The following is a 23505-nucleotide window of genomic DNA, read 5'->3' on the forward strand; positions in this document are numbered from 1 at the left end:
CCTACTGCCCGCTCAGCATCTGAAGGACCCGGTTCGCGGCCTCCGCCACCGGCTGCCCCACCGCCCCGACGGCCGCGGCGATCGCGGCGACGGCCATCAGCGCGCGGTGCCGCTCGGCCGGCGGCGCCGCGTCCGCGGCCAGCACCGGCAGCGACTCGTCGATGAGCTGCACGCTGGGCTGCGGCAGCTGCTCGCGCAACTCGCGCACCCCCTGGAGGAGTTCGGCGAGGGCCAGTCGCAGGGCGGGGTCGGGGTCGCCGCCCGTGCCGTTCCTCACGATGCCCGTGTTGCCGCTGCCGCCGTGCATGGTGACGTTGTCGCCGTAGTAGTAGTTGTTGCCGCTCACGCCGCGATCCCCACGTTCCCGTTGCCGCCGTACATGTTGACGTTGTCGCCGAAGTAGTAGTTCGTGGGCGAGCTGATCGTGAGCCGCTCCACGGTCACCCGGAACTCGGTGTCGGGGTTCTCCAGCGCGCCGGCGACGTAGCCCACGAGCTGGTCCAGGTGCTGGGGGTTGTGGCTGGTGACCATCGCCGTGGACGGGCCGGCCGTCTCGACGGCGAGGACGTAGTGCGACGGGGCCGTGAGCACGGACAGCATGTCGACGAAGAAGTAGATGAGCGCGGCGCCCGCGATGAGCCACACGAAGACGAGGAGCCCGCCGGCCGTGGACTCGTCGGCGAGGACGGTCAGGCCGGCGATGATCGACAGACCGACCGCCACGGCCAGGATGATCCCGGTGCGGGCGAGGAAGCGGATGACCGCCTCCTTGCGCCGGGGGTGGAGGGTGAACGTGTACACCCGGGCGATGTTGCGCAGCGGGTAGGCCGCGCCGCCCACCCATAACAGCCCCTTGGCGACCCGCAGTTCGACGTCGGTGACGGAACGGGGCGGCGTGGCGGGCGGGGGCGGCACGTCGTACTGGCCCGGTGGCTGCTGTGTCTCCATGTGATCCCCCTGAGCGCCGGCGGGTGCGATGTGGCAGCCGTGACTGCGTGAACACCATTGACGACGATGCGTGTCCCCAGGGCAAGTGATTTCACGAACCGGGCGGGGGACCGGACGGGTCAGGACTCGTCGGGGCGCCTGGGGTCGTCGTCCTTCTTCTTGTCCTCGTCGAGGGACTTCAGGAAGTCGGGGTTGTCGTCGGGGGCGACCCACTGGCGGGAGCGGCCGCCCCGGGCCCCGGACCAGCCGTCGGCGGCGGGGCTGCGCTTCTTGCCGGCGATCAGCCAGGAGATCGACCCGACGAGCGGGAACAGCAGCACGAGGATCGCCCACAGCGGCTTGGGCATGTGGCGGATGTCGTCGTCCTTGGTGCTGATGCAGTCGATGAACGCGTACACGCTCAGCGCCAGCGGCACGAGGAACATCAGTACCCGGAGCATGCGCGGCCTCTCAGCAAAGCGGTGGGCGGTTCCAGGCCAGGGTAGCCGCTCGGGGATACTGGACCCCATGGCTTACGACGATCTTCGCTCCCTGCTCAGGGCGCTGGAGCGCGAGGGCGACCTCAAGCGCATCAAGGCCGAGGTGGATCCGTACCTGGAGGTCGGGGAGATCGTCGACCGGGTGCAGAAGTCCGGCGGCCCCGCCCTGCTCTTCGAGAACGTGCGCGGGTCGAGCATGCCGCTCGCGATGAACGTGTTCGGCACGGACCGGCGGCTGCTGAAGGCCCTGGGCCTGAAGTCGTACGCGGAGATCACCGAGCGGATCGGCGGGTTGCTGAAGCCCGAGCTGCCGCACGGCTTCGTCGGTGTGCGCGAGGCCTTCGGCAAGCTCGGCGCGATGACCCACGTGCCGCCGAAGAAGGTGAAGGACGGCCCGGTGCAGGAGGTCGTCCTGACCGGGGACGATGTCGACCTGGATCAGCTTCCGGCGCTGTTCACGTGGCCGAAGGACGGCGGGTCGTTCTTCAACCTGGGGCTGACCCACACCAAGGACCCGGAGAGCGGTGTCCGCAATCTCGGGCTGTACCGGCTCCAGCGCCACGACAAGCGCACCATCGGCATGCACTGGCAGATCCACAAGGACAGCCGCAACCACTACCAGGTGGCGGCCAGGCGTGGGGAGCGGCTGCCCGTCGCCATCGCCTTCGGGTGCCCGCCCGCCGTCACCTACGCCTCGACCGCGCCGCTGCCCGGGGACATCGACGAGTACCTGTTCGCCGGGTTCCTCGCCGGCAAGCGGATCGAGATGGTCGACTGCAAGACCGTCCCGCTCCAGGTGCCCGCGCAGGCCGAGGTCGTGATCGAGGGCTGGCTGGAGCCGGGCGAGATGCTGCCCGAGGGGCCGTTCGGCGACCACACCGGCTTCTACACGCCGCAGGAACCCTTCCCGGCGCTGAAGATCGACTGCGTCACGATGCGCAAGCGGCCGCTGCTCCAGTCGATCGTCGTGGGCAGGCCCCCGACGGAGGACGGACCGCTGGGCCGCGCGACGGAACGCTTCTTCCTGCCGCTGCTGAAGATCATCGTGCCGGACATCGTGGACTACCACCTGCCGGAGGCGGGCGGCTTCCACAACTGCGCGATCGTCTCGATCGACAAGAAGTACCCGAAGCACGCGCAGAAGGTCATGCACGCCATCTGGGGCGCCCACATGATGTCGCTGACCAAGCTGATCGTGGTCGTCGACTCCGACTGCGACGTGCACGATCTGCACGAGGTGGCCTGGCGGGCGCTGGGCAACACGGACTACGCCCGGGACCTGAGCATCGTCGAAGGCCCCGTCGACCACCTGGACCACGCCTCCTACCAGCAGTTCTGGGGCGGCAAGGCCGGAATCGACGCGACGAAGAAGTGGCCCGAGGAGGGCTACACGCGCGACGGCGGCTGGCCCGACATGGTGGAGTCCGACCCGGAGACGGCGGCGAAGGTGGACCGCCGCTGGAAGGAGTACGGCCTGTGACCTCCGCTTCCGCCGCGATCCCGCAGCCGGGACGCACCAAGGCCTTCCTCCGGCTGGTGATGATCGAGCACTCGGTCTTCGCGCTGCCCTTCGCCTACATCGCCGCGCTCACCGCGATGTTCCAGTGGGACAGGAACATCCACTGGGGCCGGCTGCTGCTGGTCACCGTCTGCATGGTGGGCCTGCGCACCTTCGCGATGGCGGTCAACCGGATCATCGACCGGGAGATCGACGCCCGGAACCCGCGCACGGCGCAGCGCGAGCTGGTGACGGGCGCGATGTCGGTGAAGCACGCCTGGACGGGCGCGCTGATCGCGCTGGCCGTCTTCCTCGGCGCCGCCGCCCTGCTGAACCCGCTGTGCCTGGCGCTGGCCCCCATCGCGGTGATCCCGATGGTGGTCTACCCGTACGGCAAGCGGTTCACGAACTTCCCGCAGGCCATCCTCGGTGTCGCCCAGGCGATGGGCCCGATCGGCGGCTGGCTGGCGATCACGGGGGAGTGGTCCTGGGACGCGGTGATACTGGGTCTCGCCGTGGGCATCTGGATCGGCGGCTTCGACCTGATCTACGCCTGCCAGGACGTGGAGACCGACCGCGAGATCGGCGTCATGTCCGTCCCCGCGCGCTTCGGCATCCCGTCGGCGATCTGGGGCGCCCGGGTCTGCCACGCGCTGACGACGGCCCTGTTCGTCTGGTACGCCCTGGCGACCGGCGCCGGAGCCTTCTTCTGGCTGGGCCTGCTGATCGTCGCCGCCGCGTTCCTCTACGAACACTCCATCGTCCGCCCCCACGACCTGTCCCGCGTCAACCGCGCGTTCTTCAGCGTCAACGGCTTCATCGGCATCGCCCTGTTCGTGTGCGCGCTGCTGGACCTGCTGGTGCGCGGCCTCACCGTGTGAGAGCGGGCGGCGCGGGGCGGCGGCCCAGCACGAACGCCGCCGCCACGCCCGCCAGCAGACCCAGCAGATGGCCCTGCCAGCTGACGCCCGTCTGCGTCGGGGCCAGGCCCGCGAGGATCGACCCGCCCCAGACCGAGGCGATCAGGACGCCGACGGCGATCCCCAGCGGGCGGCGCTCCACGAAGCCGCTGACCAGCAGGAAGCCGAACAGGCCGAAGATCAGGCCGGAGGCGCCCGCGGTGTTGGTGCCGTCCGGGGATATCAGCCACACGCCCAGGCCGTCGGCGACGACGACCAGTGCGCACACCAGCAGGAAGCGGCGGATCCCCGCGAGCGCGGCCAGGAAGCCCAGCACGAGCAGCGGCAGGGTGTTCGCCGCGAGATGCGCGAAGCCGAAGTGGATGAACGCCGACGGGACGACGTCGACCAGCTCCGACGGCTCGCGCGGGGTGACGCCGAAGCGGTCCAGGGCGTGCCCCGTCACCGCGTCCACCGCTTCCAGCAGCCACAACAGCGCGATCCAGGCCGCCATCAGCTTCCCCGCGGCCAGCGCGCGGTCGCCTCTGGTCCACCCGGCTCCGGCATCCGACATGGCAACCCCCAGTGCTCGCTCGTCCCCTCCGGGCAACGGCCCGTACCCCTGGGCCGGTTCCCACCCTGTGACGCCGGATAGGCTCGGTGTTGTGAACCCAGTCAAGCCAGGCGAGATGCCGCGTACGCCTTGGATCGTAGGGGTGTCCGGGGCCTCCGGCACCCCGTATGCCGCTGCTGTGCTGCGTGCCCTCCTCGCCGCCGGCGAGAGCGTCGACCTCGTGGTGTCCCGGGCGTCCCGGCTCACCCTCCTGGACGAGACCGGGATCGCCTTCCGGGACGCTCACTGGCAGGACGACCTGCGGGAATGGCTGTCCCGGGGTGCCGACGGCAAGCCGCACTCCTTCTCCGTCGACATCGGTGCCGTACGGCACTGGAGCGCCGGGGACCTGGCCGCCGGGCCCTCCTCGGGGTCGTACCCCACCAAGGGCATGCTGATCGTGCCCGCCTCGACGGCGAGCGTGGCGGGGGTCGCGCTCGGGCTGTCGAAGGACCTGTTGCAGCGGGCGGCGAGCGTGACCCTCAAGGAGGGACGCAAGCTGATCGTGGCCGTACGCGAGACCCCGCTGAGCGGCCAGACGCTGCGGCACCTGGTCACCCTGGACGACGCGGGCGCGACGGTCCTGCCCGCCTCACCCGCCTTCTACGCGGGCGCGACACACATCCAGGACCTGGTGGACTTCGTCGCCGGACGCGTACTCGACGCGGCGGGCGTGCCGCACGGGCTCTACCGCCGTTGGCAAGGTGAGCTCGGCGGCGGCGCGCACCGCGACGGCTGAGCAGCACCCCAACCTCATCCGACCACAGACAACTTCAGCGGAAGGCTTCGATCGCAATGGACGCGGTGGACAGGCAGCTCATCCAGGCCCTGAGGGAGAACGGCCGGGCCTCCTACGCGGAGCTGGGACGCCTCGTCGGACTGTCGGGACCCAGCGTCACCGACCGCATCAACCGGCTGGAGGCGGCCGGGGTCATCACCGGCTACCGGGCCACCGTCGACGCCGCCTCGCTCGGCCTCGGCGTCACCGCCCTCATCGGCATCTCGCTCTCCGACGCCACCGACCACGAGGACGTGGCGCAGCGTCTCAAGGACCTCTCGGAGATCGAGGACTGCTGGTTCATCGCGGGTGAGGACTCGTACATGCTCAAGGTGCGGGCGGCCGACGTGGACGGCCTGGAGAAGATGATCCGGCGGCTCAGCGGCATCGAGGGCGTCTCCCGCACGCGTACGACGATCGTGCTCTCCACGAAGTGGGAGAACCGGGTCGGGGAACTTCCCGAAGAGGAGTAGTCGTACGGTAAGGGACGTCGTCGTAGAAAGGTGTGGGCATGGATCTCGGGCTCAAGCGCGAGCTGGAGGAGAAGGTCAGGGCGGGTGTCCGTCTGAGCCGTGAGGACGGCATCGCGCTGTACGAGTCGGACGACCTGGCCTGGCTCGGCGGCCTGGCGCACGAGGTGCGCACCCGCAAGAACGGCGACGTCGTGCACTTCAACGTCAACCGGCACCTCAACATGACCAACGTGTGCACGGCCTCCTGCGCGTACTGCTCCTTCCAGCGCAAGCCGGGGGAGAAGGACGCGTACACGATGCGCATCGAGGAGGCCGTCAAGCTCGCCAAGGCCATGGAGGGCGAGAACCTCACCGAGCTGCACATCGTCAACGGGCTGCACCCCAACCTGCCGTGGCGGTACTACCCGCGCTCGCTGCGGGAGCTGAAGGCCGCCCTGCCGAACGTGTCGCTGAAGGCCTTCACGGCCACGGAGATCCACCACTTCGAGACCATCTCGGGGATGAGCGCGTCGGAGATCCTCGACGAGCTGATCGACGCCGGTCTGGAGTCGCTGACCGGCGGCGGCGCCGAGATCTTCGACTGGGAGGTCCGGCAGCACATCGTGGACCACCGCACCCACTGGGAGGACTGGTCCCGCATCCACCGGCTCGCGCACGAGAAGGGTCTGAAGACCCCGTGCACGATGCTGTACGGGCACATCGAGGAGCCCCGGCACCGGGTGGACCACGTGCTGCGGCTGCGCGAGCTCCAGGACGAGACCGGCGGCTTCCAGGTCTTCATCCCGCTGCGGTACCAGCACGACTTCGTCGACATGCAGGACGGCAAGGTGCGCAACCGCCTTCAGGCGCGGACGCAGATGGCGACGGGCGCGGAGGCGCTGAAGACCTTCGCCGTGTCGCGGCTGCTGTTCGACAACGTGCCGCACGTGAAGGTGTTCTGGGTCATGCACGGGGTGCAGACGGCACAGCTCGCGCTTCAGCACGGTGCGGACGACATGGACGGGTCGGTCGTCGAGTACAAGATCACGCACGACGCGGACAACTACGGGACGCCGAACAAGCTGACGCGTGAGGATCTTCTCGATCTGATCCGGGATGCCGGGTTCCGGCCGGTGGAGCGGAACACTCGGTACGAGATCATTCGGGAGTATGAGGGGCCCGACCCCTTGCTTCGCGAGGCGCCGCAGGCCATGCGGGTGTGATGGCGGCTTTCGGTGTGTGGGGGCTGGTCGCGCAGTTCCCCGCGCCCCTGGGTGGGGTACCCGGCGGGCATGGGCAGGACCGAGGCACCTGAGGATGCCTACACCGCTGAACCCTTTGTTCCCGGTCGCGGTGGGCTTGCCGCTCTGCGGCGGGCCGCTGCCGAGTGCCGGGGGTGCCCCTTGCACCGGGACGCCACGCAGACGGTTTTCGGGGACGGGAGCACGGACGCCCGGGTCATGCTCGTGGGGGAGCAGCCCGGGGATCAGGAGGACCGGCAGGGGAAGCCGTTCGTGGGGCCGGCCGGGAAGCTGCTGGACCGGGCCCTGGCGGAAGCCGGCATCGATCCCTCCGAGGCCTACGTCACCAACGCCGTGAAGCACTTCAAGTTCACGCAGGCCGAGCCGCGCAAGCGGCGGATCCACAAGGCGCCGACCCTGCGGGAGACGGCCGCGTGCGGGCCCTGGCTCGCCGCGGAGCTCGCGGTCGTGGAGCCGGAGCTGATCGTCGTGCTCGGAGCCACCGCCGGAAAGGCGCTGCTCGGGTCCTCCTTCCGGGTCACGCAGGTGCGCGGCACGGTGCTGGAGGAGGAGATCCACGGGCGGCCGGAGCGGCTGGTGCCGACCGTGCATCCCTCTTCGGTGCTGCGCTCCGACGACCGGGAGGCGGCCTACCGGGGGCTGGTGTCGGACCTGAAGGTCGCGGCGGACGCCTTGGCGTAATAGCTACAATCGCGACATGCCCCTTACCTTCACGCTGGAGCCCGCCGTCACCCCCGCGTTGCGTGACGGCCTGCTCGATCTGTGGACCGATGTCTCCAACGCCGGGGGCGCCGTCGGATACGTGCCGCCGGTGACCCGGGAGGAGATCCGCCCCGCGCTGGTGCAGCACTTCGCGGCGATGGCGGAGGGGCGCGTCAAACTCCTCGCCGGGCACGACGAGGAGGGGCGGGTCGCGGCGACCGCGTTCCTGACGTTCAACACGCACCACCTGATGACCCACTGGCTGTGGCTGTACACGGTGATGGTGCATCCGCGCCACCAGGGCAAGGGCTGCGGTCGCGAGCTGCTGGCCACCGCCGCCGACGCGGCCCGGCGCATGGACGGGATCGAGGCGATCCGGCTGACCTGCCGGGGCGGTCTCGGCCTCGAGCGGTTCTACGCGTCCTGCGGCTACAAGGAGGTCGGGCGGGTCCCCGGAGCCATCCGGGTGGCACCCGGGGAGGACCGGGACGACGTCATCATGCTGCTGCCCCTGGCCTGACCCCCGTGCGGGACCGGCCGCCCGGCGTGCTTCACTGGACGGTGCCCCTTTGGGTGCGTTCCGACCGTTCGAACCGGAAGAGTGGATTGAGATGCTCCGCTACACGCTGATGCGCCTCGGGATCTTCGTGGCATGCCTCGTGGTCGTCTGGGGCGCGGTCTACTCCGGCATCGCCCCGCGCGGGCTCGGCAACAGCAACGGCCTGTGGGTCGTGATGCTCGCCCTGCTGATCTCCGCGCCCATCAGCTTCGTCGTGTTGCGCGGGGAGCGGGACCGGGCGTCCATCCAGGTCGCGCAGCGGGTCGACCGGATGAAGGCCAACCTGGACGCCAACCGCAGCCAGGAAGACGTGGCCGACGACTCCGCCCGCGCCCAGGGGCAGGCCTCGTAAGGTCCCTCACACGCCCTTCCGGCGCCCCGTTTCCGTACATGCTCGGAAACGGGGCGCTTTGCGTTGTAAGGGTGTGTGTGCGTAGTCACCTATCAAAGCCAGGCTTTGGGGTACTCAAAGTTCAGGTGTTAAGGTCGTTGTCATGAAGTCAGCAGTCGCGCCCCCTGCGTCCCCGAGCGTTGTGCTCGTGGCGCGGCTGCACGTGGATCTCTGCCGGTGCGCGTCCGCTTTCTGTCGTCCCTGACGTCACGCAACCCCCGTCGTCTCCCACGTCAGTCCCCCACGCGTCCCCCCAACCGGAGTCAGTCCGTGTCCTCACACACGAAGTCCTTCAAGGTGCCCTTCTGGGCTCAGATACTCGCCGGCCTCCTCCTGGGTGTGTTCCTGGGCTGGATCGCCCGCGACCAGGACCTGTCCTGGCTGACCACGACCCTGGAGAAGGTCGGCGACACCTTCATCGGCCTGCTGAAGCTGGCCGTCGCCCCGCTCGTCTTCTTCGCGATCCTGGTGTCGATCACCAACCTGCGGAAGGTCAACAACGCGGCCCGCCTGGCCTCGCGCACCCTCCTCTGGTTCATGATCACCTCGCTGATCGCGGTCAGCATCGGCCTGGTCATCGGCCTGCTGACCAACCCCGGCGCCGGTACCGGCCTCACGCCCAAGGACGGCGGGAAGCCCGAGCACACCGGCTCCTGGATCGACTTCCTGACCGGCATCATCCCGACCGACGTCATCACGCCGTTCACGCAGCTGAACGTGCTCCAGATCGTCTTCATGGCCGCCGTCGCCGGCATCGCCGCCCTCCAGCTCGGCGAGAAGGCCCAGCCGATCCTCACCCTGAGCGAGTCGGTCCTCAGCCTGCTCCAGAAGGCGCTGTGGTGGGTCATCCGCCTCGCCCCGATCGGCACGATCGGCCTCATCGGCCATGCCATCGCCACCTACGGCTGGGACCTGATCGGCAAGTACGCCACCTTCACCGCCGACATCTACATCGGCTGCCTCATCGTGCTGTTCGGCGTCTACCCGACGCTGCTCGCGACCGTCGCCAAGGTCAACCCGATCCAGTTCTTCAAGGGCGCCTGGCCCGCGATCCAGCTGGCCTTCGTCTCCCGCTCGTCCGTCGGCACCATGCCGCTGACGCAGAAGGTCACCGAGCGGCTCGGCGTGCCGAAGGAGTACGCCTCCTTCGCCGTGCCGTTCGGCGCGACGACCAAGATGGACGGCTGCGCCGCGATCTACCCGGCCATCGCCGCGATCTTCGTCGCCCAGATCTTCGACATCCAGCTGGGCATCGGCGACTACCTGCTCATCGCGTTCGTCTCGGTGGTCGGTTCCGCCGCCACGGCCGGTCTCACCGGCGCGACGGTCATGCTGACCCTCACCCTGTCCACCCTCGGCCTGCCGATGGAGGGCGTGGGCCTGCTCCTCGCGATCGACCCGATCCTCGACATGATGCGCACCGCGACCAACGTCGCCGGGCAGGCCCTGATCCCGGTCCTGGTCTCGGCCCGCGAGAATCTGCTCGACCGTGACGCCTACGCCACGGCCGACGGCTCCTCGCTGGACGAGCCGCTCGACGAGCCGGCCGACGAGGAGCCGCGCGACAGGACCGGAGCGGTCCACGCGACCGCCTGACGGACCACCGGGGGCATCGCCTGCCACTGCGGCAACTCGCCGAAGAGCAAGCGGTGCCCCCTCGCTGTGTCCATGTGCTCGCGCACCCGGTGGGTCAGCCCGCGCAACCCCAGGTCACGGCACGCCTGCGCGCTGGCGAGATTCCGGCCACAGCGGGCGGTGGTCCGCTCGGCCCGTACGCTAAGCGGTATGGGTGCCGTGAAGACCAAGCGGATGCCGCGCGCGGTCCGTGAACAGCAGATGCTGGACGCCGCCGTGCGCATCTTCGGCCAACGGGGCTACATGGCCGCGTCGATGGACGAGATCGCCGAACTCGCCGGGGTGTCCAAGCCGTTGGTCTACCTGTACCTCAACTCCAAGGAAGACCTCTTCACCGCCTGCATCCGCCGGGAGGCGCGGGCGCTCGTGCAGGCGGTACGCGCCGGGGTCCGCCGCGACCTGCCCGCCGACCGGCAACTGTGGGAGGGCCTCGGCGCCTTCTTCACGCACACCGGTGAGAACCCGGACGCGTGGTCCGTCCTGCACCTCCAGGCGCGTACGCACGGTGAGCCGTTCGCCGCCGAGGTCACCGCCATGCGCGAGGAGATCGTCGCGTTCGTGACGCAGCTGATCCTCGCCGCCGCCCGGGAGGCCCACCGCGACCCCGACCTGCCCGAGGGCGAGGTCGCCGGGCTCGCCGAGGCCCTGGTCGGGGCCGCCGAGTCGCTCGCCGCCTGGGCCAACGCCACCCCGGGCGTCACGGCCCGCCAGGCCGCGGCCACGCTGATGAACTTCGCCTGGGCGGGCCTCGGCGAGCTCATGGCGGGGCGGCCCTGGGCACCTCCGGAGGATCAGGAGGGTCCTCAGGCCGGGTAGACGTCCCCCGTCACATGGATCCGGTCCGCCCCGCCGCGCAGCTCGAACCGGCCGTCCCGCGCCGCGTAGGTCACCGTCCCGGGCAGCAGGACCGGCGCCCGGAACTCGGCGCGCAGATGGCAGCGCTCCGTGACGCCGTGCGCGGCCAGACAGCGGGCCACGGTCCACATGCCGTGGGCGATGGCCCGCGGGAAGCCGAACAGCCGGGCCGTGAGCGGGGACAGGTGGATGGGGTTGCGGTCCCCGGAGGCGGCCCCGTAACGGCGCCCGACGTCCCCGCCGAGCCGCCACTGGGCGACCTCGGGCAGCGGCTCGCGCACCCGCGTCCCGTGCGGGGCCGCGGCCGGCCCGTGGGTGCGGTGCCGGGCCAGGTACGTGCTCCGCGACTCCCACACGAGGTCTCCGCGCTCGCGCATCTCGGTGACGACCGTGGCCTCGGTGCCGCGCCGGTGGGGGGCCAACCCCTCGACGTGCACGGCGAGTTCGTAGGCGTCACTGGCCGGCATCCGGGCGTGCCGGGTGACGGTGATCGACGTGTGGACGAGGCCGAGCAGCGGCAGCGGGAAGTCCCGGCCGCTCATCAGCCGCATGGCCAGCGGGAACCCCAGCACGTGCGGATAGGTCACCGGCAGCGCGTCCTCCCCGGTCGGGAACCCGCACACCCGCTCGTACGCCGCGAGCCGCGCGAGGTCGGCCCGCGCACCGGGCAGGACGAGCCGGGTGCGGGGGAACCGCGCCCCGGGGCCCGGGCGTTTGAAGGGGGACAGCAGGGCGCCGCGGGCGAGGAGCGGGGCGAGGGAGGGGGACTCCCCGAGCACGAGGGCGGTGGCGCCGTCCATCACGCCCCCAGCAGGCTCTGGCCGCAGACGCGGACGACCTGGCCGTTGACCGCGCCCGAGGCCGGGTGGGCCAGCCAGGCGGTGGTCTCGGCGACATCGGCCGGAAGTCCGCCCTGGGCCAGGGAGTTCATCCGGCGGCCCGCCTCGCGGATGAACAGCGGGACGGCGGCGGTCATCTTCGTCTCGATGAAGCCGGGCGCGACCGCGTTGACCGTCACGCCGTGCTCCTCGAGCGCGCGCGGGGCGAGGGAGCGGACCATGCCGACGACGCCCGCCTTGCTCGCGCCGTAGTTGGTCTGCCCGGCGTTGCCGGCGATCCCCGCGATCGAGGCGGTGGCGACGATCCGGCCGCCGCGCTTCAGTGTGCCGTCCTTCAGCAGGGCGTCCGTGGTGCGCAGCACGCTCGCCAGGTTCACCTCGAGGACGGAGATCCAGCGCTCGGCCGGCATGTTCACCAGCCGCCGGTCACGGGTGGTGCCCGCGTTGTGGATCAGCAGGTCCAGGCCGTCGGGCAGGGCCTCGGCGATGCGCGCGCCCGCGTCGGCGGCCGTGATGTCGAGCGCCAGCGCGGTGCCGCCGAGCCGCTCGGCGACCCGCCGGGCGTCCTGCTCGGCCTGCGGCACGTCGAGGACGACGACCCGGGCCCCGTCGCGTGCCAGGGTCTGGGCGACCGCCTCGCCGATGCCCCGGGCGGCGCCGGTGACCAGGGCGGTGCGCCCGGCCAGAGGCCGGTCCCCGTCCGGGGCGGCGGTCTCCCGGGGCGCTCCCACCTCGATCACCTGCCCGCTCACGTACGCCGATCTGGGCGACAGCAGGAAGCGCAGCGTGGACTCCGCGGCGGCCGCGTCGGTGAGCCGGACCAGGTTCACCGTCCTGCCCCGGCCGATCTCCTTGCCGAGGGAGCGCGTGAAGCCCTCCAGGGCCTGCTGGGCCGCGGCCTGGTGATGGTCGGCGGGGTCCAGCGGCGCGCCGAGCACGACCACGCGTCCGCTCGTGGCGACCGACCGCAGCACCGGATGCAGGGCGGCGTGCACCTCGGCCAGGCCCTCGACGTCCCGCACTCCGGTCGCGTCCAGGACGACGGCGGCCGTGCGCCCGGAACCGGCGGGGCCGAGTCCGCTACGGGCCAGGACCGGCGCCAGGCCGAGGCCGGACCGGCCGGCGGTCAGGTGCAGCAGACCGCCGTCCAGGGCGGGCCGCTCGGGGGAGAAGCGGGTCAGCGCCGCCGGCTGCGGCAGTCCGAGCCGGCGGGTGAGGAAACGGCCGGGCGCGGTACCGGTGAAGCGCAGATAGCGGTCGGCCATGTCCAACTCCCAGTTCCGAGGAGGGCTCACTGAAGCCCGCAGGGTCCTTACTCTGGAGTAAGGTTACCGGAGGTAAGGCTATGTCACAGACGAGGAGCAGGTCGAGATGAGCCCCCAGCAGCTGTCGCCGTCCATCCGGCACGTGGCGATCATCGGCGGAGCGCGCATCCCCTTCGCCCGCTCCGACGGCCCCTACGCCACCGCCTCCAACCAGCAGATGCTCACCGCCGCCCTCGACGGCCTCGTCGAGCGGTACGCACTCCAGGAGCCCGGCGCGGTCGGCGAGTTCGTCGCCGGGGCCGTGCTCAAGCACAGCCGCGACTTCAACCTCGCCCGCGAGACCGTCCTCGGCTCGAAACTCCACCCCAGCACCCCCGCCTACGACATCCAGCAGGCCTGCGGCACCGGTCTCCAGGCCGTCATCGCCGCCGCCAACAAGATCGCCCTCGGGCAGACCGAGTCGGCCGTCGCGGGCGGCGCCGACACGGCCAGCGACGCACCCCTCGGCGTCAACGACTCCCTGCGCCGCATCCTGCTGGAGGTCCGCCGGGCGAAGTCGCCGGGCGCCCGCCTGAAGGCCCTGGCGAAGGTGCGCCCGGGCCACCTCGTCCCCGACATCCCGCGCAACGCCGAGCCGCGCACCGGCCTGTCCATGGGCGAACACGCCGCCGTCACCGCCCGAGCCTGGGGCATCGCCCGCACGGCACAGGACGAACTCGCCGCCACCAGCCACCAGCGGCTGGCGGCGGCGTACGAACGCGGCTTCTTCGAGGATCTGGTGGTCCCCTTCCGCGGCCTGGCCCGCGACCAGAACCTGCGCCCCGGCTCGACGGTGGAGAAACTCGCCACCCTGAAACCGGTGTTCGGCCTCGACCACCCCGACCCGACCATGACGGCCGGGAACTCCACCCCGCTGACCGACGGCGCCGCCACGGTCCTGCTGGCGAGCGAGGAGTGGGCCCGCGAGCGCGGCCTGGAGCCCCTGGCGTACCTCACCGCCTACGAGACGGCGGCCGTCGACTTCGTGGGCGGCGATGTGGCCGGCGGTGAGGACGGGCTGCTCATGGCACCCGCCCACGCCGTCCCGCGCATGCTGGAGCGGGCCGGCCTCGGCCTGGACGACTTCGACCTCGTCGAGATCCACGAGGCGTTCGCCTCCCAGGTGCTGGCGACCCTCGCCGCCTGGGAGAAGCGCGGCCTCGGCACGGTGGACCGCGCCCGGCTGAACGTGGCCGGCTCCTCCCTCGCCACCGGCCACCCCTTCGCCGCCACCGGCGCCCGGATCGTGGCCACCCTGGCCAAACTCCTCACCGAACGCGACGCCCCCGCCCGCGGGCTGATCTCCGTCTGCGCGGCGGGCGGCCAGGGGGTGACGGCGATCCTGGAACGGGCCTGAGGGACTTCGCCGACACGCGCTGGGGCGCACCGAACCTGAAGAACCCTCACGTAACCCCCGAGCATGCACAGGCCTGGCTCCGGACCATCCCCGAACCCGCACGAACCCGCCACGTGAACGCCGTACGATCCCGTTCCTACCGGCAGTAACCCATTTCGGGGGTTCCGCCGGTTGAGCGCCTCGGCGTGCGAGGCACGTACGTCATGCAGCAAGCAGTTCCCCGCTGCACGCCCCAGGAGCCGCCCCGTGTCCACTGCGCATCCCCCCTCCGCCTACGACGACGCGTACGGCGGGCCGATGCTGGTCGAGCCCGAGGTGCGGCGGCTGGACGGAGCCGTGCGGGAGGCCTCCGTACCGCCGCTGGCCCCGCCGTGGACCCACGGATCGCTCGCCGACCTGCCCTTCGACAACGCGAGCGCGAACCCGGCGGCCGTGGCGCTCAGCCGCAAGGACGCCGACGGGCGCTGGAGCGACATCACGGCGGCGCGGTTCGCCGAACAGGTGCGCGCCGTGGCGAAGGGGCTGATCGCCGAGGGCCTCATGCCGGGCGACCGGGTCGCCGTGATGGCCCGCACCGTCTACGAGTGGACGATCCTGGACTTCGCCGCCTGGGCGGCCGGACTCGTCACCGTCCCCGTCTACCCCACCTCCTCCGTCTTCCAGGCCCGCTGGATCCTCCAGGACTCCGGCGCGGTCGCCCTGGTCACCGAGACCGCCGCACAGGCCGCCGCCCTCGGCCCCGAACGGGAACGCCTGCCCGACCTCAAGCACTTGTGGGTCATCGAGAAGGGCCATGTGGAGCGGCTCGCGGAAGCCGGGGCCCATCTGCCCGACCAGGAGGTCGAGGTGCGGCGCGGCATGCTCGGCCCCGACACCCTCGCCACCCTCGTCTACACCTCCGGCACCACGGGCCGCCCCAAGGGCTGCGCCCTCACCCACGGCAACTTCTTCGCCGAGGTCGACAACGCCATCGAGCTGCTCTACCCCGTCTTCCGGGTGAAGACCAGCGAAGAGGCCTCGGTCCTGCTGTTCCTGCCGATGTCCCACGTCTTCGGACGCATGGTGGCCATCGCCTGCGTCCGGGCCCGCGTACGGCTCGGCCACGCGCCCAGCATCAAGGCCGAGCACCTGCTGCCCGACCTCGCCGGCTTCCGGCCGACCTGTCTGCTGGCCATCCCGTACATGCTGGAGAAGGTCTTCAACTCCGCCCGGGCCAAGGCCGAGGCGGGCGGCCGGGTCGCCTCGTTCGACCGTGCCGTGGCGGTCGCCCAGCGCTACGGCGAGGCCCTGGAGGCCCAGCAGACGGGCACCGGCCCCGGCCCCGGCCGCGCCCTCAAGACCGCCCGGGCCTTCTACGACCCGCTGGTCTACCGTCGCATCCGCAACGCCATGGGCGGCCGGGTCCGCTACGCCATCTGCGGCGGCTCCCCGCTCGGCCGCCGCCTGGCCGCGTTCTACGCCGGTGCCGGCATCGAGATCTTCGAGGGCTACGGCCTGACGGAGACCACCGGCGCGAGCACCGTCACCCCGCCCCTCAAACCGCGCCTGGGCACCGTCGGCTGGCCCCTGCCCGGCACCCGTGTCCGCATCGCCGCCGACGGGGAGATCCTCGTCGCCGGCGACCACGTGCTGCGCGGCTACTGGGACCCGCAGGCCGGCGGCGTCGTCCCCGCCGCCCCCGACGGCTGGCTCGCCACCGGCGACATCGGCGAACTCGACGACGAGGGCTATCTGACGATCACCGGCCGCAAGAAGGAACTGCTGATCACCGCGGGCGGCAAGTCCGTCGCCCCGGCCCCGCTGGAGAACTGGCTGCGCGCGCACCCGCTGATCTCCCAGTGCCTCGTCCTCGGCGACGGCCGCCCCTTCGTCACGGCGCTGATCACCCTCGACCCGGCCGGCATCACCCACTGGCGCCAGATGAACGGCAAACACCCCGTGCCGCCCGGACTCCTCGTCGACGACGAGGAACTGCGCGCCGTGCTCCAACGGGCCGTCGACGAGGCCAACAAGATGGTCTCCCGCCCGGAGTCCATCCGCCGCTTCGCCGTCCTCCCCGAGGACTTCACGGAGGAGGCGGGCCTGCTGACGCCCTCGATGAAGCTGCGCCGGGAGGCCGTGCTGCGCGCGTACGCCGCCGAAGTGGAAGGCCTGTACGAGCGGTGAGGCACCTTTGCGATCTCTTCACACGTGGTTCTTGACGACGCACGGCGTCTGCCCGTTGGCTTTCGACCACCTCGTCACGATGCTCCCCCCTCGGAAGGCACCAGCAGTGATAGCGCGCAACCCCCGTCAGGCCGCCGTGCGGCGCATCGCCATCGCCCTGACGGTCTCCGTATCGGCCCTGTCCCTCGCCGCGTGCGGCGACGGCGGGAGTGACGACGCCGCCGCGAAGAAGGGCGACGACATCACGGTGGGCCTCCTGCTGCCCGACCGGGACACGGCACGCTTCGAGAAGTTCGACTACCCGCTGATCAAGCAGGAGGTCGCCTCCCTCACGAACAACCAGGGCACGGTCCGGTACGCCAACGCCGAGGCGAGCACGTCCAGACAGAGCGAGCAGTTCCGCAAGATGATCGCGGACAAGGTCGACGTCATCCTGGTCGACGCGCTGAACTCCAAGACCATCGCCACGGACGTCCAGAAGGCCAAGAACGCGGGCATCCCGGTCATCGCCTACGACCGGCTCGCCGAAGGGCCCATCGACGCGTACGTCTCCCACGACAACGAACTCGTCGGCCAGGTGCAGGGCCGCGCGATCATCGGGGAACTCGGCGACAAGGCCGAGAAGAGCAAGGTCGTCATGATGAACGGCGACCCCGCCGACCCCAACACCGCACGCTTCAAGGACGGCGCGCTCAGCGAACTGCAGGGCCAGGTCGACATCGTCGAGCAGTACGACACCAAGGAGTGGAAGCCCTCGATCGCCAAGGCGAACATGGCGAAGGCGATCCGGGAGGTCGGGCTGAACAACATCGCCGCCGTCTACTCGGCCAACGACGGCATGGCGGGCGCCGTCATCGAGGCGCTCAAGGAGGCCGGCGCCACCAAGATGCCCCCGGTCACCGGCCAGGACGCCAACCTCGACGCGGTGCAGCGGGTCGTCTCCGGCGAGCAGTACATGACCGTCTACAAGTCCTTCCTGCTCGAGGCGACCAACGCCGCGAAGATCGCGGTGGCCAAGGTGCAGGGCCGCGCGATCGAGTTCGCCGCGCTGACCCGGGAGACCGTGGACAGCCCGACGCAGAAGAACATCCCGGCGATGCTGGTCCCGGTGGTCGCCCTCACCAAGGACAACATCCAGGACACGGTGATCACGGACGGCGTGTACACCGTGGACGACATCTGCACGCCGAAGTACAAGGCGGACTGCGCGGCGATCGGCCTGAAGTAGCGCGAGCACGGTGGTACCGCACGGGTCTTGACTTCCTCAGGTGCCCGCGCGACATTCCCCACCCCTTTCGCGTTCTCGTCGGGCTGGAGCGGCCATGACCACACGCACGGACACCGCGGGCACCGCCGGCGCCCCCTCCCGGAGACGACTGCTGGCCGGGGCCGCCGGCGCGGGTCTCGCGACCGCCACGGGCGTGCAACCGGGGGCCAGGTCAGCCGGCTTACCTCCGCTCGGCACCTACGACGTCGTCGTCATCGGCTCCGGCGCCGCCGGCATGACCGCCGCGCTGACGGCCGCACGCCACGGCCTGAGCTGTGTCGTCGTGGAGAAGGCGCCGACCTTCGGCGGCTCGGCCGCCCGCTCCGGAGCGGGCATCTGGATCCCGAACAACCCGGTGCTCCTCGCGGCCGGGGTCCCGGACACCCCGGCGAAGGCCGCCGCCTACCTCGCCGCGGTCGTCGGCCCGGACGTCCCCGCCGACCGGCAGCGGGCCTTCCTCACCCACGGCCCGGCGGCGATCTCCCTCGTCATGGCCAACAGCCCGCTCCGCTTCCGCTGGATGGAGGGCTACAGCGACTACTACCCCGAGCTGCCCGGCGGCCTGCCGAACGGCCGTTCCATCGAACCGGACCAGCTCGACGGCAACCTCCTGGGCGCCGACCTGGCGCACCTGAACCCGCCGTACATGGACGTCCCCGCGGGCATGGTCGTCTTCAGCGCCGACTACAAGTGGATCGCCCTCGCCGCGGTGAACGCCCGCGGCGCGGCCGTCGCCGCGCAGTGCCTCGCCCGTGGCGCGAAGGCGGCGACGCTCGGCCAGAAGCCCCTGACGATGGGCCAGGCGCTCGCGGCGGGCCTGCGGGCGGGGCTGCGAGCGGCCGGGGTGCCGGTCTGGCTGAACACGCCCCTGACCGACCTGCACGTCGAGAACGGCACGGTGACCGGAGCCGTCGTCACCCGCGACGGCGCCCCCGGCCTGGTCCGCGCCCGCCGGGGCGTGATCGTCGGCTCGGGCGGCTTCGAGCACAACGCCGCCATGCGCGAACGGTTCCAGCGGCAGCCCATCGGCACGGAGTGGACCGTCGGGGCGAAGGAGAACACCGGCGACGGCATCCGGGCGGGGGAGCGGCTCGGCGCGGCACTCGACCTGATGGACGACGCCTGGTGGGGCCCGGCCATCCCGGCCCCCGGCCGGCCCTACTTCTGCCTCGCCGAGCGCACCCTGCCCGGCGGGCTGCTGGTCAACGGCTCGGGCCGCCGCTTCGTCAACGAGGCCGCGCCCTACAGCGACGTCGTGCACACCATGTACGACGTCCACGACACCGACCCGGCCATCCCCTGCTGGCTGATCGTCGACCAGAACTACCGCAACCGCTACCTCTTCAAGGACGTCCTGCCGACGCTGCCCCTGCCCGACGACTGGTACGACTCCGGCGCGGCGCACAAGGAGTGGACCCTGGACGCCCTGGCGGCCTCGATCGGCGTCCCAGCGGCGGCCCTGCGCGCCACCGTGAACCGCTTCAACGCCCAGGCGCGGCAGGGCGAGGACCCCGACTTCCACCGCGGCGACAGCGCCTACGACCACTACTACACGGACCCCTCGGTCCTCCCCAACTCCTGCCTCGCCCCCCTCTGGCTGCCCCCGTACCACGCCTTCCGCATCGTCCCCGGCGACCTCGGCACCAAGGGCGGCCTCCGCACGGACGCCCGGGCCCGGGTGCTGCGCGAGGACGGCTCGGCGATCCCGGGCCTGTACGCGGCGGGGAACGCCAGCGCGGCGGTCATGGGCCACAGCTACGCGGGGGCGGGCTCGACGATCGGCCCGGCGATGACGTTCGGGTATGTCGCGGCGCGGGACATCGCGGGGGTGGTGTAGGGCGGGGTGGGGTGGGGCGGGGTGGGGTGGGGCGGGGTGGTGGTGCGGGGCCGGGGTGGTGGTGCGGGGGTGTGGAGGGGGGCGCTGGTGGGGCGTGGGCGCTACCCCTGCTTCCGGGCCACGAGGCTCGCCTGCGCGACCGGCTCGCCCTGGGCCTCGTCGGGCTCCCGCACCGTCGTGACCCGGACGGTGAACCCCGCACCGCTCAGCAGCGCCGCGACATGCTCCGGCCGACGGCGGCGGAAGGTCAGGCCCACCGAGTGGCCGAAGGCCTCCTCGTAGTGGCGGGGCTCGTCACCGCACTGGAAGCCGAGCAGGAGATGGCCGCCGGGGCGCAGGACCCGGTGGAAACCGGCGAACAGGGCGGGCAGGTGCTCCTCGGGAGTGTGGATGGTCGAGTACCAGGACACGACACCGTCGAGCGAGTCGTCCGGCAGGTCCAGCTCCTGCATCGAGCCCTGCACGAACCGCAGGCCCGGGTTCTCGCGCCGGGCGATCGCGAGCATCGACTCCGACAGGTCCAGCCCGAACACCGACAGCCCCCGCGACGCCAGGAACGCCGTCACCCGCCCGGGCCCGCACCCCAGGTCGGCGACCTCGCCCCCCTCGCCCACCAGCCCGGCGAACCCGTACAGCACCCCCAGGTCCAGCGGCGTCCCCGCGCCCAGGTCACCGAAGTGGGCGGCGTACTCCTCGGCGACCGTGTCGTAGAACCGGCGGGTCTCACTCAGGAAGTCGGCAGCTGTCATGGCCGCAGACCCTAGCGCGGGTCGTCGTCCCCCTGGCCCGGCCGTGTCGCCCCCATGCCCGACCCCACCCCCGCTCCGATCGCCGTGCCGAAGCCGATGCCCAGGGCCAGCCCCAGGCCGAGATTGTCGAAGACGGTCATGCCGAGCACGAGTCCGAGGGCTGTGCCGACAGCCACACCCGTCGAGAGGCCCATGGCCAGGGCCTTGTCGGCGGGGGAGCCGTCCTCGGCCTTACCGGGTCTTGTCGGCGGAGGCGCCGTCCTGGGCCTTGTCGGCGGGGGAGCCGCCGGCTTCTCCGCTCATCTCCGGATCGTTGCGCATCCGACCATCGTCCCACGGCCGGAATTCGCCGGGAATTCACCGGGCGGCAGAGCCCGGAAAGGGCAGGAGCCCCGTCGCCTGGCGGCGCGGGGCTCCTTGGGTACTACGAATCAGACCGGCGTGACGTTCTCAGCCTGCGGGCCCTTCGGACCCTGCGTGACGTCGAAAGACACCTGCTGGTTCTCCTCGAGCGACCGGAAGCCGGTCGCATTGATCGCGGAGTAGTGGACGAAGACGTCGGGGCCGCCGCCCTCCTGGGCGATGAAACCAAAGCCCTTTTCGGCGTTGAACCACTTAACGGTTCCGGTAGCCATAAGCCCTCCTTGGGCCCAAAAGGGTTGCCCTGCTCCAGAACCAGCAAGTGTGAAGATGAATTCTGCACAACTGCATATGTCTGAGAATGACGAGAGCCCGCGGTCACATGCTCCGCAGGCTCTGTACTGCAAGGGAAACCAAACTGCAACTTGCGACGAGCCTAGCACGCAGACCGGGGAATGCAATAGGGGTCAAGATCACGTCACCCGAACGTTTGAACATCGTCCCGCCGACTGGCGGAGGGGGTCCCCACAACGGCCCACACCCCGACGCCGGGCCCGCGCGCCGGTCCGCGCGCCCCGAGGGCTAGCCTCACGATGTGGACAATCCTCGCACCCGGCCGCGCGTCGGCCACATCCAGTTCCTGAACTGCCTGCCCCTGTACTGGGGGCTCGCGAGAACGGGCACGCTCCTCGACTTCGAGCTCTCCAAGGACACCCCCGAGAAGCTCAGCGAGAAGCTGGTGCAGGGCGAACTCGACATCGGTCCGATCACCCTCGTCGAGTTCCTCAGGCACGCCGACGACCTGGTCGCCTTCCCCGACATCGCCGTCGGCTGCGACGGCCCGGTCATGTCCTGCGTGATCGTCTCGCAGGTCCCCCTGGACCGCCTGGACGGCGCCCGCGTCGCCCTCGGGTCGACCTCCCGCACCTCCGTCCGCCTCGCCCAGCTGCTCCTGGCCGAGCGCTACGGCGTCCAGCCGGACTACTACACCTGCCCGCCCGACCTGAGCCTGATGATGCAGGAGGCCGACGCCGCCGTCCTCATCGGTGACGCGGCGCTGCGCGCGAACATGCTCGACGGGCCCCGGTTCGGCCTGGAGGTGCACGACCTGGGCGCGCTGTGGAAGGAGTGGACGGGCCTGCCGTTCGTCTTCGCGGTCTGGGCGGCCCGCCGCGACTACCTGGAGCGCGAGCCGGTCATCACCCGCCGGGTGCACGAGGCCTTCCTCGAATCCCGCAACCTCTCCCTCCAGGAGGTCGGCAAGGTCGCCGAGCAGGCGGCCCGCTGGGAGGCCTTCGACGAGGAGACCCTCGCCCGCTACTTCACGACCCTCGACTTCCGGTTCGGCGGTCCGCAGCTGGCGGCGGTCGCCGAGTTCGCCCGGCGGGTCGGCCCGACGACCGGCTTCCCGGCGGACGTGAAGGTGGACCTGCTTCAGCCCTGAGCCGGGCGGCGCTCCCGCACTGCCCTGCTGGGGGATGCGGGCGTACCGGGACCGGAGCCGTTCCCGCCGCCCACGGGGGAGGGGTGACGCCCACGCGACCGCTCGACGCCGGCGAACCCACGGCCGTGGGGCCCTACCGGCTGCCCGGCCGGCTGGGCTCCGGCGGCATGGGCCGGGTCTGCCTGGGCCGCAGCGCCGGGGGCCGCACCGTCGCCGTGAAGATCGTGCATCCGCACTTCGCGCTGGACGAGGAGTTTCGGGCCCTGGCGCAGGGAGCCCTGCGGGAACCGGCGCCGTGGGACGCCGCCGTGCCCCAACCCCGGGACGCGACCACCCAAGCCCCTGCCCCCCTCTCCGGTCCCCGCCCCGGCCGGATCACCGTCTCCGTGGCGGCGACCTCCGCCCCCGAGGGAGACGGGCGGGTGCGCAAGCTGAGCTGCTCCGTGGCGCTGCCGGTCGCGGGGGCGATGGCGGCCGTGACGATCGGGTCGGTGTTCGTGTTCGACCTGCTGCCGGGCCGGGGCGGCCAGGACGACGCGGACTCGGGCAGCGGCTCCGACTCGCCACCCGCCGCCTCCGCGAGCTCCGCGGGTGAGGTGCCCGCCGCGTACGTCGGCACCTGGGAGGGCCCGGGGCGTCGCCCTCGACGGCGGACTGTCCCTCGGCACGTTCCGCATCACCGTCGAACGGGCCTCCGATGGGCAGGAGTTGGGCAGACTCCGCCAGACCGACCAGATCGGCGGCGTCTGCGTCGACGTACTCACCCTGAAGCAGGTGACGGACAAGGAGCTCGTCGCGACGTCGGCCGGCGCGAAGACCAACCACGGCCCGGCGGCTCAGCTCGACGAGCAGGGGTGATCAGCAGTGCGGCCGGAGCAAGGGTGGCGAAGAGGACCAGCGGCACGAGGAGGACGAAGTCGGGGAGCACCATGCAGCAGAACAGGCGTCCTCGACACTAATCCTCACCCGAAGACGGGAGGCCGGACGCCCTGGCTTGTGCTCGTACTGCAAGGCAGGCCCAGTCACCTTCCTCGGCTTCGGCTTCGCCGAACTTCCGTTCAGAGCCCCATTCCTCACCCTTCGTCAGGCGCTCACTACTGTGTCTGCGATA

Annotated in this window: 25 protein-coding genes and 1 pseudogene; 17 read left to right on the forward strand and 9 right to left on the reverse strand. The window is 71.3% G+C overall.

Annotated features, from left to right (window positions below; all coding sequences use genetic code 11):
* Window position 1: 1 nt before the first annotated feature.
* From AB0I06_RS24065 to AB0I06_RS24075, 3 genes are all read right to left on the reverse strand, one after another.
* Window positions 2-346: a hypothetical protein gene (locus AB0I06_RS24065; RefSeq protein ID WP_363120913.1), complete on the reverse strand. Its 345-nt coding sequence runs from the start codon at window positions 344-346 to the stop codon at window positions 2-4.
* Window positions 343-948: a DUF6232 family protein gene (locus tag AB0I06_RS24070; RefSeq protein ID WP_363120914.1), complete on the reverse strand. Its 606-nt coding sequence runs from the start codon at window positions 946-948 to the stop codon at window positions 343-345. Before AB0I06_RS24070 ends, AB0I06_RS24065 begins: the two co-directional genes overlap by 4 nt.
* Before the next feature lie 119 nt (window positions 949-1067).
* Complete coding sequence (locus AB0I06_RS24075) at window positions 1068-1388, reverse strand: PLD nuclease N-terminal domain-containing protein (RefSeq protein ID WP_363120915.1); 321 nt, start codon at window positions 1386-1388, stop codon at window positions 1068-1070.
* A 67-nt stretch (window positions 1389-1455) separates the two neighbouring features.
* Between AB0I06_RS24075 and AB0I06_RS24080 the strand changes: the two genes are divergently transcribed.
* Entirely contained in the window at window positions 1456-2907 is a 1452-nt protein-coding gene (locus tag AB0I06_RS24080; protein ID WP_352098968.1) for a menaquinone biosynthesis decarboxylase, read from the forward strand.
* Window positions 2904-3806, forward strand: coding sequence for a menaquinone biosynthesis prenyltransferase MqnP (gene mqnP / locus AB0I06_RS24085; protein WP_363120916.1), 903 nt, complete (start codon window positions 2904-2906; stop codon window positions 3804-3806). The genes AB0I06_RS24080 and mqnP overlap by 4 nt, the downstream gene beginning before the upstream one ends.
* Here mqnP and AB0I06_RS24090 read toward each other — a convergent pair.
* Window positions 3796-4398 (reverse strand): rhomboid family intramembrane serine protease, encoded by a 603-nt coding sequence (locus AB0I06_RS24090; RefSeq protein WP_363120917.1) that lies wholly within the window; start codon window positions 4396-4398, stop codon window positions 3796-3798. The genes mqnP and AB0I06_RS24090 overlap by 11 nt on opposite strands.
* A 115-nt stretch (window positions 4399-4513) precedes the next feature.
* Between AB0I06_RS24090 and AB0I06_RS24095 the strand changes: the two genes are divergently transcribed.
* The 9 genes from AB0I06_RS24095 (at window position 4514) to AB0I06_RS24135 (ending at window position 11032) form a co-directional block, all read left to right on the forward strand.
* The gene (locus AB0I06_RS24095; RefSeq protein ID WP_363120918.1) at window positions 4514-5176 is read left to right on the forward strand and encodes a UbiX family flavin prenyltransferase; all 663 of its coding nucleotides are present in this window, start codon (window positions 4514-4516) and stop codon (window positions 5174-5176) included.
* A 56-nt stretch (window positions 5177-5232) separates the two neighbouring features.
* Window positions 5233-5688, forward strand: a complete 456-nt coding sequence (locus AB0I06_RS24100; protein WP_031141000.1) for an Lrp/AsnC family transcriptional regulator — start codon at window positions 5233-5235, stop codon at window positions 5686-5688.
* Between the two features lie 38 nt (window positions 5689-5726).
* A complete protein-coding gene (gene mqnE, locus AB0I06_RS24105; protein ID WP_363120919.1) occupies window positions 5727-6890 on the forward strand; it encodes an aminofutalosine synthase MqnE in 1164 nt (387 codons plus the stop codon).
* A gap of 69 nt (window positions 6891-6959) precedes the next feature.
* Complete coding sequence (locus tag AB0I06_RS24110) at window positions 6960-7610, forward strand: UdgX family uracil-DNA binding protein (RefSeq protein ID WP_363120920.1); 651 nt, start codon at window positions 6960-6962, stop codon at window positions 7608-7610.
* Between the two features lie 16 nt (window positions 7611-7626).
* Complete coding sequence (locus AB0I06_RS24115) at window positions 7627-8151, forward strand: GNAT family N-acetyltransferase (RefSeq protein WP_363120921.1); 525 nt, start codon at window positions 7627-7629, stop codon at window positions 8149-8151.
* Between the two features lie 91 nt (window positions 8152-8242).
* The gene (locus AB0I06_RS24120; protein WP_363120922.1) at window positions 8243-8542 is read left to right on the forward strand and encodes a DUF4229 domain-containing protein; all 300 of its coding nucleotides are present in this window, start codon (window positions 8243-8245) and stop codon (window positions 8540-8542) included.
* Window positions 8543-8684: 142 nt separating this feature from the next.
* Window positions 8685-8786 (forward strand): putative leader peptide, encoded by a 102-nt coding sequence (locus AB0I06_RS24125; protein WP_363120923.1) that lies wholly within the window; start codon window positions 8685-8687, stop codon window positions 8784-8786.
* Between the two features lie 65 nt (window positions 8787-8851).
* Window positions 8852-10177, forward strand: a complete 1326-nt coding sequence (locus tag AB0I06_RS24130; protein ID WP_363120924.1) for a dicarboxylate/amino acid:cation symporter — start codon at window positions 8852-8854, stop codon at window positions 10175-10177.
* A 189-nt stretch (window positions 10178-10366) separates the two neighbouring features.
* Window positions 10367-11032, forward strand: a complete 666-nt coding sequence (locus AB0I06_RS24135) for a TetR/AcrR family transcriptional regulator (RefSeq protein ID WP_363120925.1) — start codon at window positions 10367-10369, stop codon at window positions 11030-11032.
* Here AB0I06_RS24135 and AB0I06_RS24140 read toward each other — a convergent pair.
* A complete protein-coding gene (locus tag AB0I06_RS24140; RefSeq protein ID WP_363120926.1) occupies window positions 11020-11871 on the reverse strand; it encodes a MaoC/PaaZ C-terminal domain-containing protein in 852 nt (283 codons plus the stop codon). The genes AB0I06_RS24135 and AB0I06_RS24140 overlap by 13 nt on opposite strands.
* Window positions 11871-13175, reverse strand: coding sequence for a 3-oxoacyl-ACP reductase (locus tag AB0I06_RS24145; RefSeq protein ID WP_363120927.1), 1305 nt, complete (start codon window positions 13173-13175; stop codon window positions 11871-11873). The genes AB0I06_RS24140 and AB0I06_RS24145 overlap by 1 nt, the downstream gene beginning before the upstream one ends.
* A 106-nt stretch (window positions 13176-13281) precedes the next feature.
* Between AB0I06_RS24145 and AB0I06_RS24150 the strand changes: the two genes are divergently transcribed.
* From AB0I06_RS24150 to kstD, 4 genes are all read left to right on the forward strand, one after another.
* Window positions 13282-14571 (forward strand): acetyl-CoA C-acetyltransferase, encoded by a 1290-nt coding sequence (locus AB0I06_RS24150; RefSeq protein WP_363120928.1) that lies wholly within the window; start codon window positions 13282-13284, stop codon window positions 14569-14571.
* Between the two features lie 297 nt (window positions 14572-14868).
* The gene (locus tag AB0I06_RS24155; protein WP_363121048.1) at window positions 14869-16737 is read left to right on the forward strand and encodes a long-chain fatty acid--CoA ligase; all 1869 of its coding nucleotides are present in this window, start codon (window positions 14869-14871) and stop codon (window positions 16735-16737) included.
* Between the two features lie 106 nt (window positions 16738-16843).
* Window positions 16844-17965: a substrate-binding domain-containing protein gene (locus tag AB0I06_RS24160; protein ID WP_363120929.1), complete on the forward strand. Its 1122-nt coding sequence runs from the start codon at window positions 16844-16846 to the stop codon at window positions 17963-17965.
* A 94-nt stretch (window positions 17966-18059) separates the two neighbouring features.
* The gene (gene kstD, locus AB0I06_RS24165; protein ID WP_363120930.1) at window positions 18060-19841 is read left to right on the forward strand and encodes a 3-oxosteroid 1-dehydrogenase; all 1782 of its coding nucleotides are present in this window, start codon (window positions 18060-18062) and stop codon (window positions 19839-19841) included.
* Window positions 19842-19942: 101 nt separating this feature from the next.
* Here kstD and AB0I06_RS24170 read toward each other — a convergent pair whose 3' ends face one another.
* The 3 genes from AB0I06_RS24170 to AB0I06_RS24180 form a co-directional block, all read right to left on the reverse strand.
* A complete protein-coding gene (locus AB0I06_RS24170; protein ID WP_363120931.1) occupies window positions 19943-20590 on the reverse strand; it encodes a methyltransferase domain-containing protein in 648 nt (215 codons plus the stop codon).
* Between the two features lie 11 nt (window positions 20591-20601).
* Window positions 20602-20784 (reverse strand): hypothetical protein, encoded by a 183-nt coding sequence (locus AB0I06_RS24175; protein ID WP_363120932.1) that lies wholly within the window; start codon window positions 20782-20784, stop codon window positions 20602-20604.
* 237 nt (window positions 20785-21021) lie between these two features.
* On the reverse strand, window positions 21022-21225 hold the full coding sequence (locus AB0I06_RS24180) for a cold-shock protein (RefSeq protein WP_004984723.1): 204 nt from the start codon (window positions 21223-21225) through the stop codon (window positions 21022-21024).
* 320 nt (window positions 21226-21545) lie between these two features.
* On the opposite strand from AB0I06_RS24180, the gene AB0I06_RS24185 reads away from it, so the two are divergent.
* Together AB0I06_RS24185 and AB0I06_RS24190 are read left to right on the forward strand one after the other, a co-directional pair.
* Window positions 21546-22394: a menaquinone biosynthesis protein gene (locus tag AB0I06_RS24185; RefSeq protein ID WP_363120933.1), complete on the forward strand. Its 849-nt coding sequence runs from the start codon at window positions 21546-21548 to the stop codon at window positions 22392-22394.
* 362 nt (window positions 22395-22756) lie between these two features.
* Window positions 22757-23219: pseudogene (locus AB0I06_RS24190) on the forward strand (serine/threonine protein kinase); the annotation flags it as partial.
* Window positions 23220-23505: the final 286 nt, after the last annotated feature.

Origin of the sequence: Streptomyces sp. NPDC050674, assembly GCF_040654575.1 — a bacterium.
In the GTDB taxonomy this organism is placed as follows: domain Bacteria; phylum Actinomycetota; class Actinomycetes; order Streptomycetales; family Streptomycetaceae; genus Streptomyces.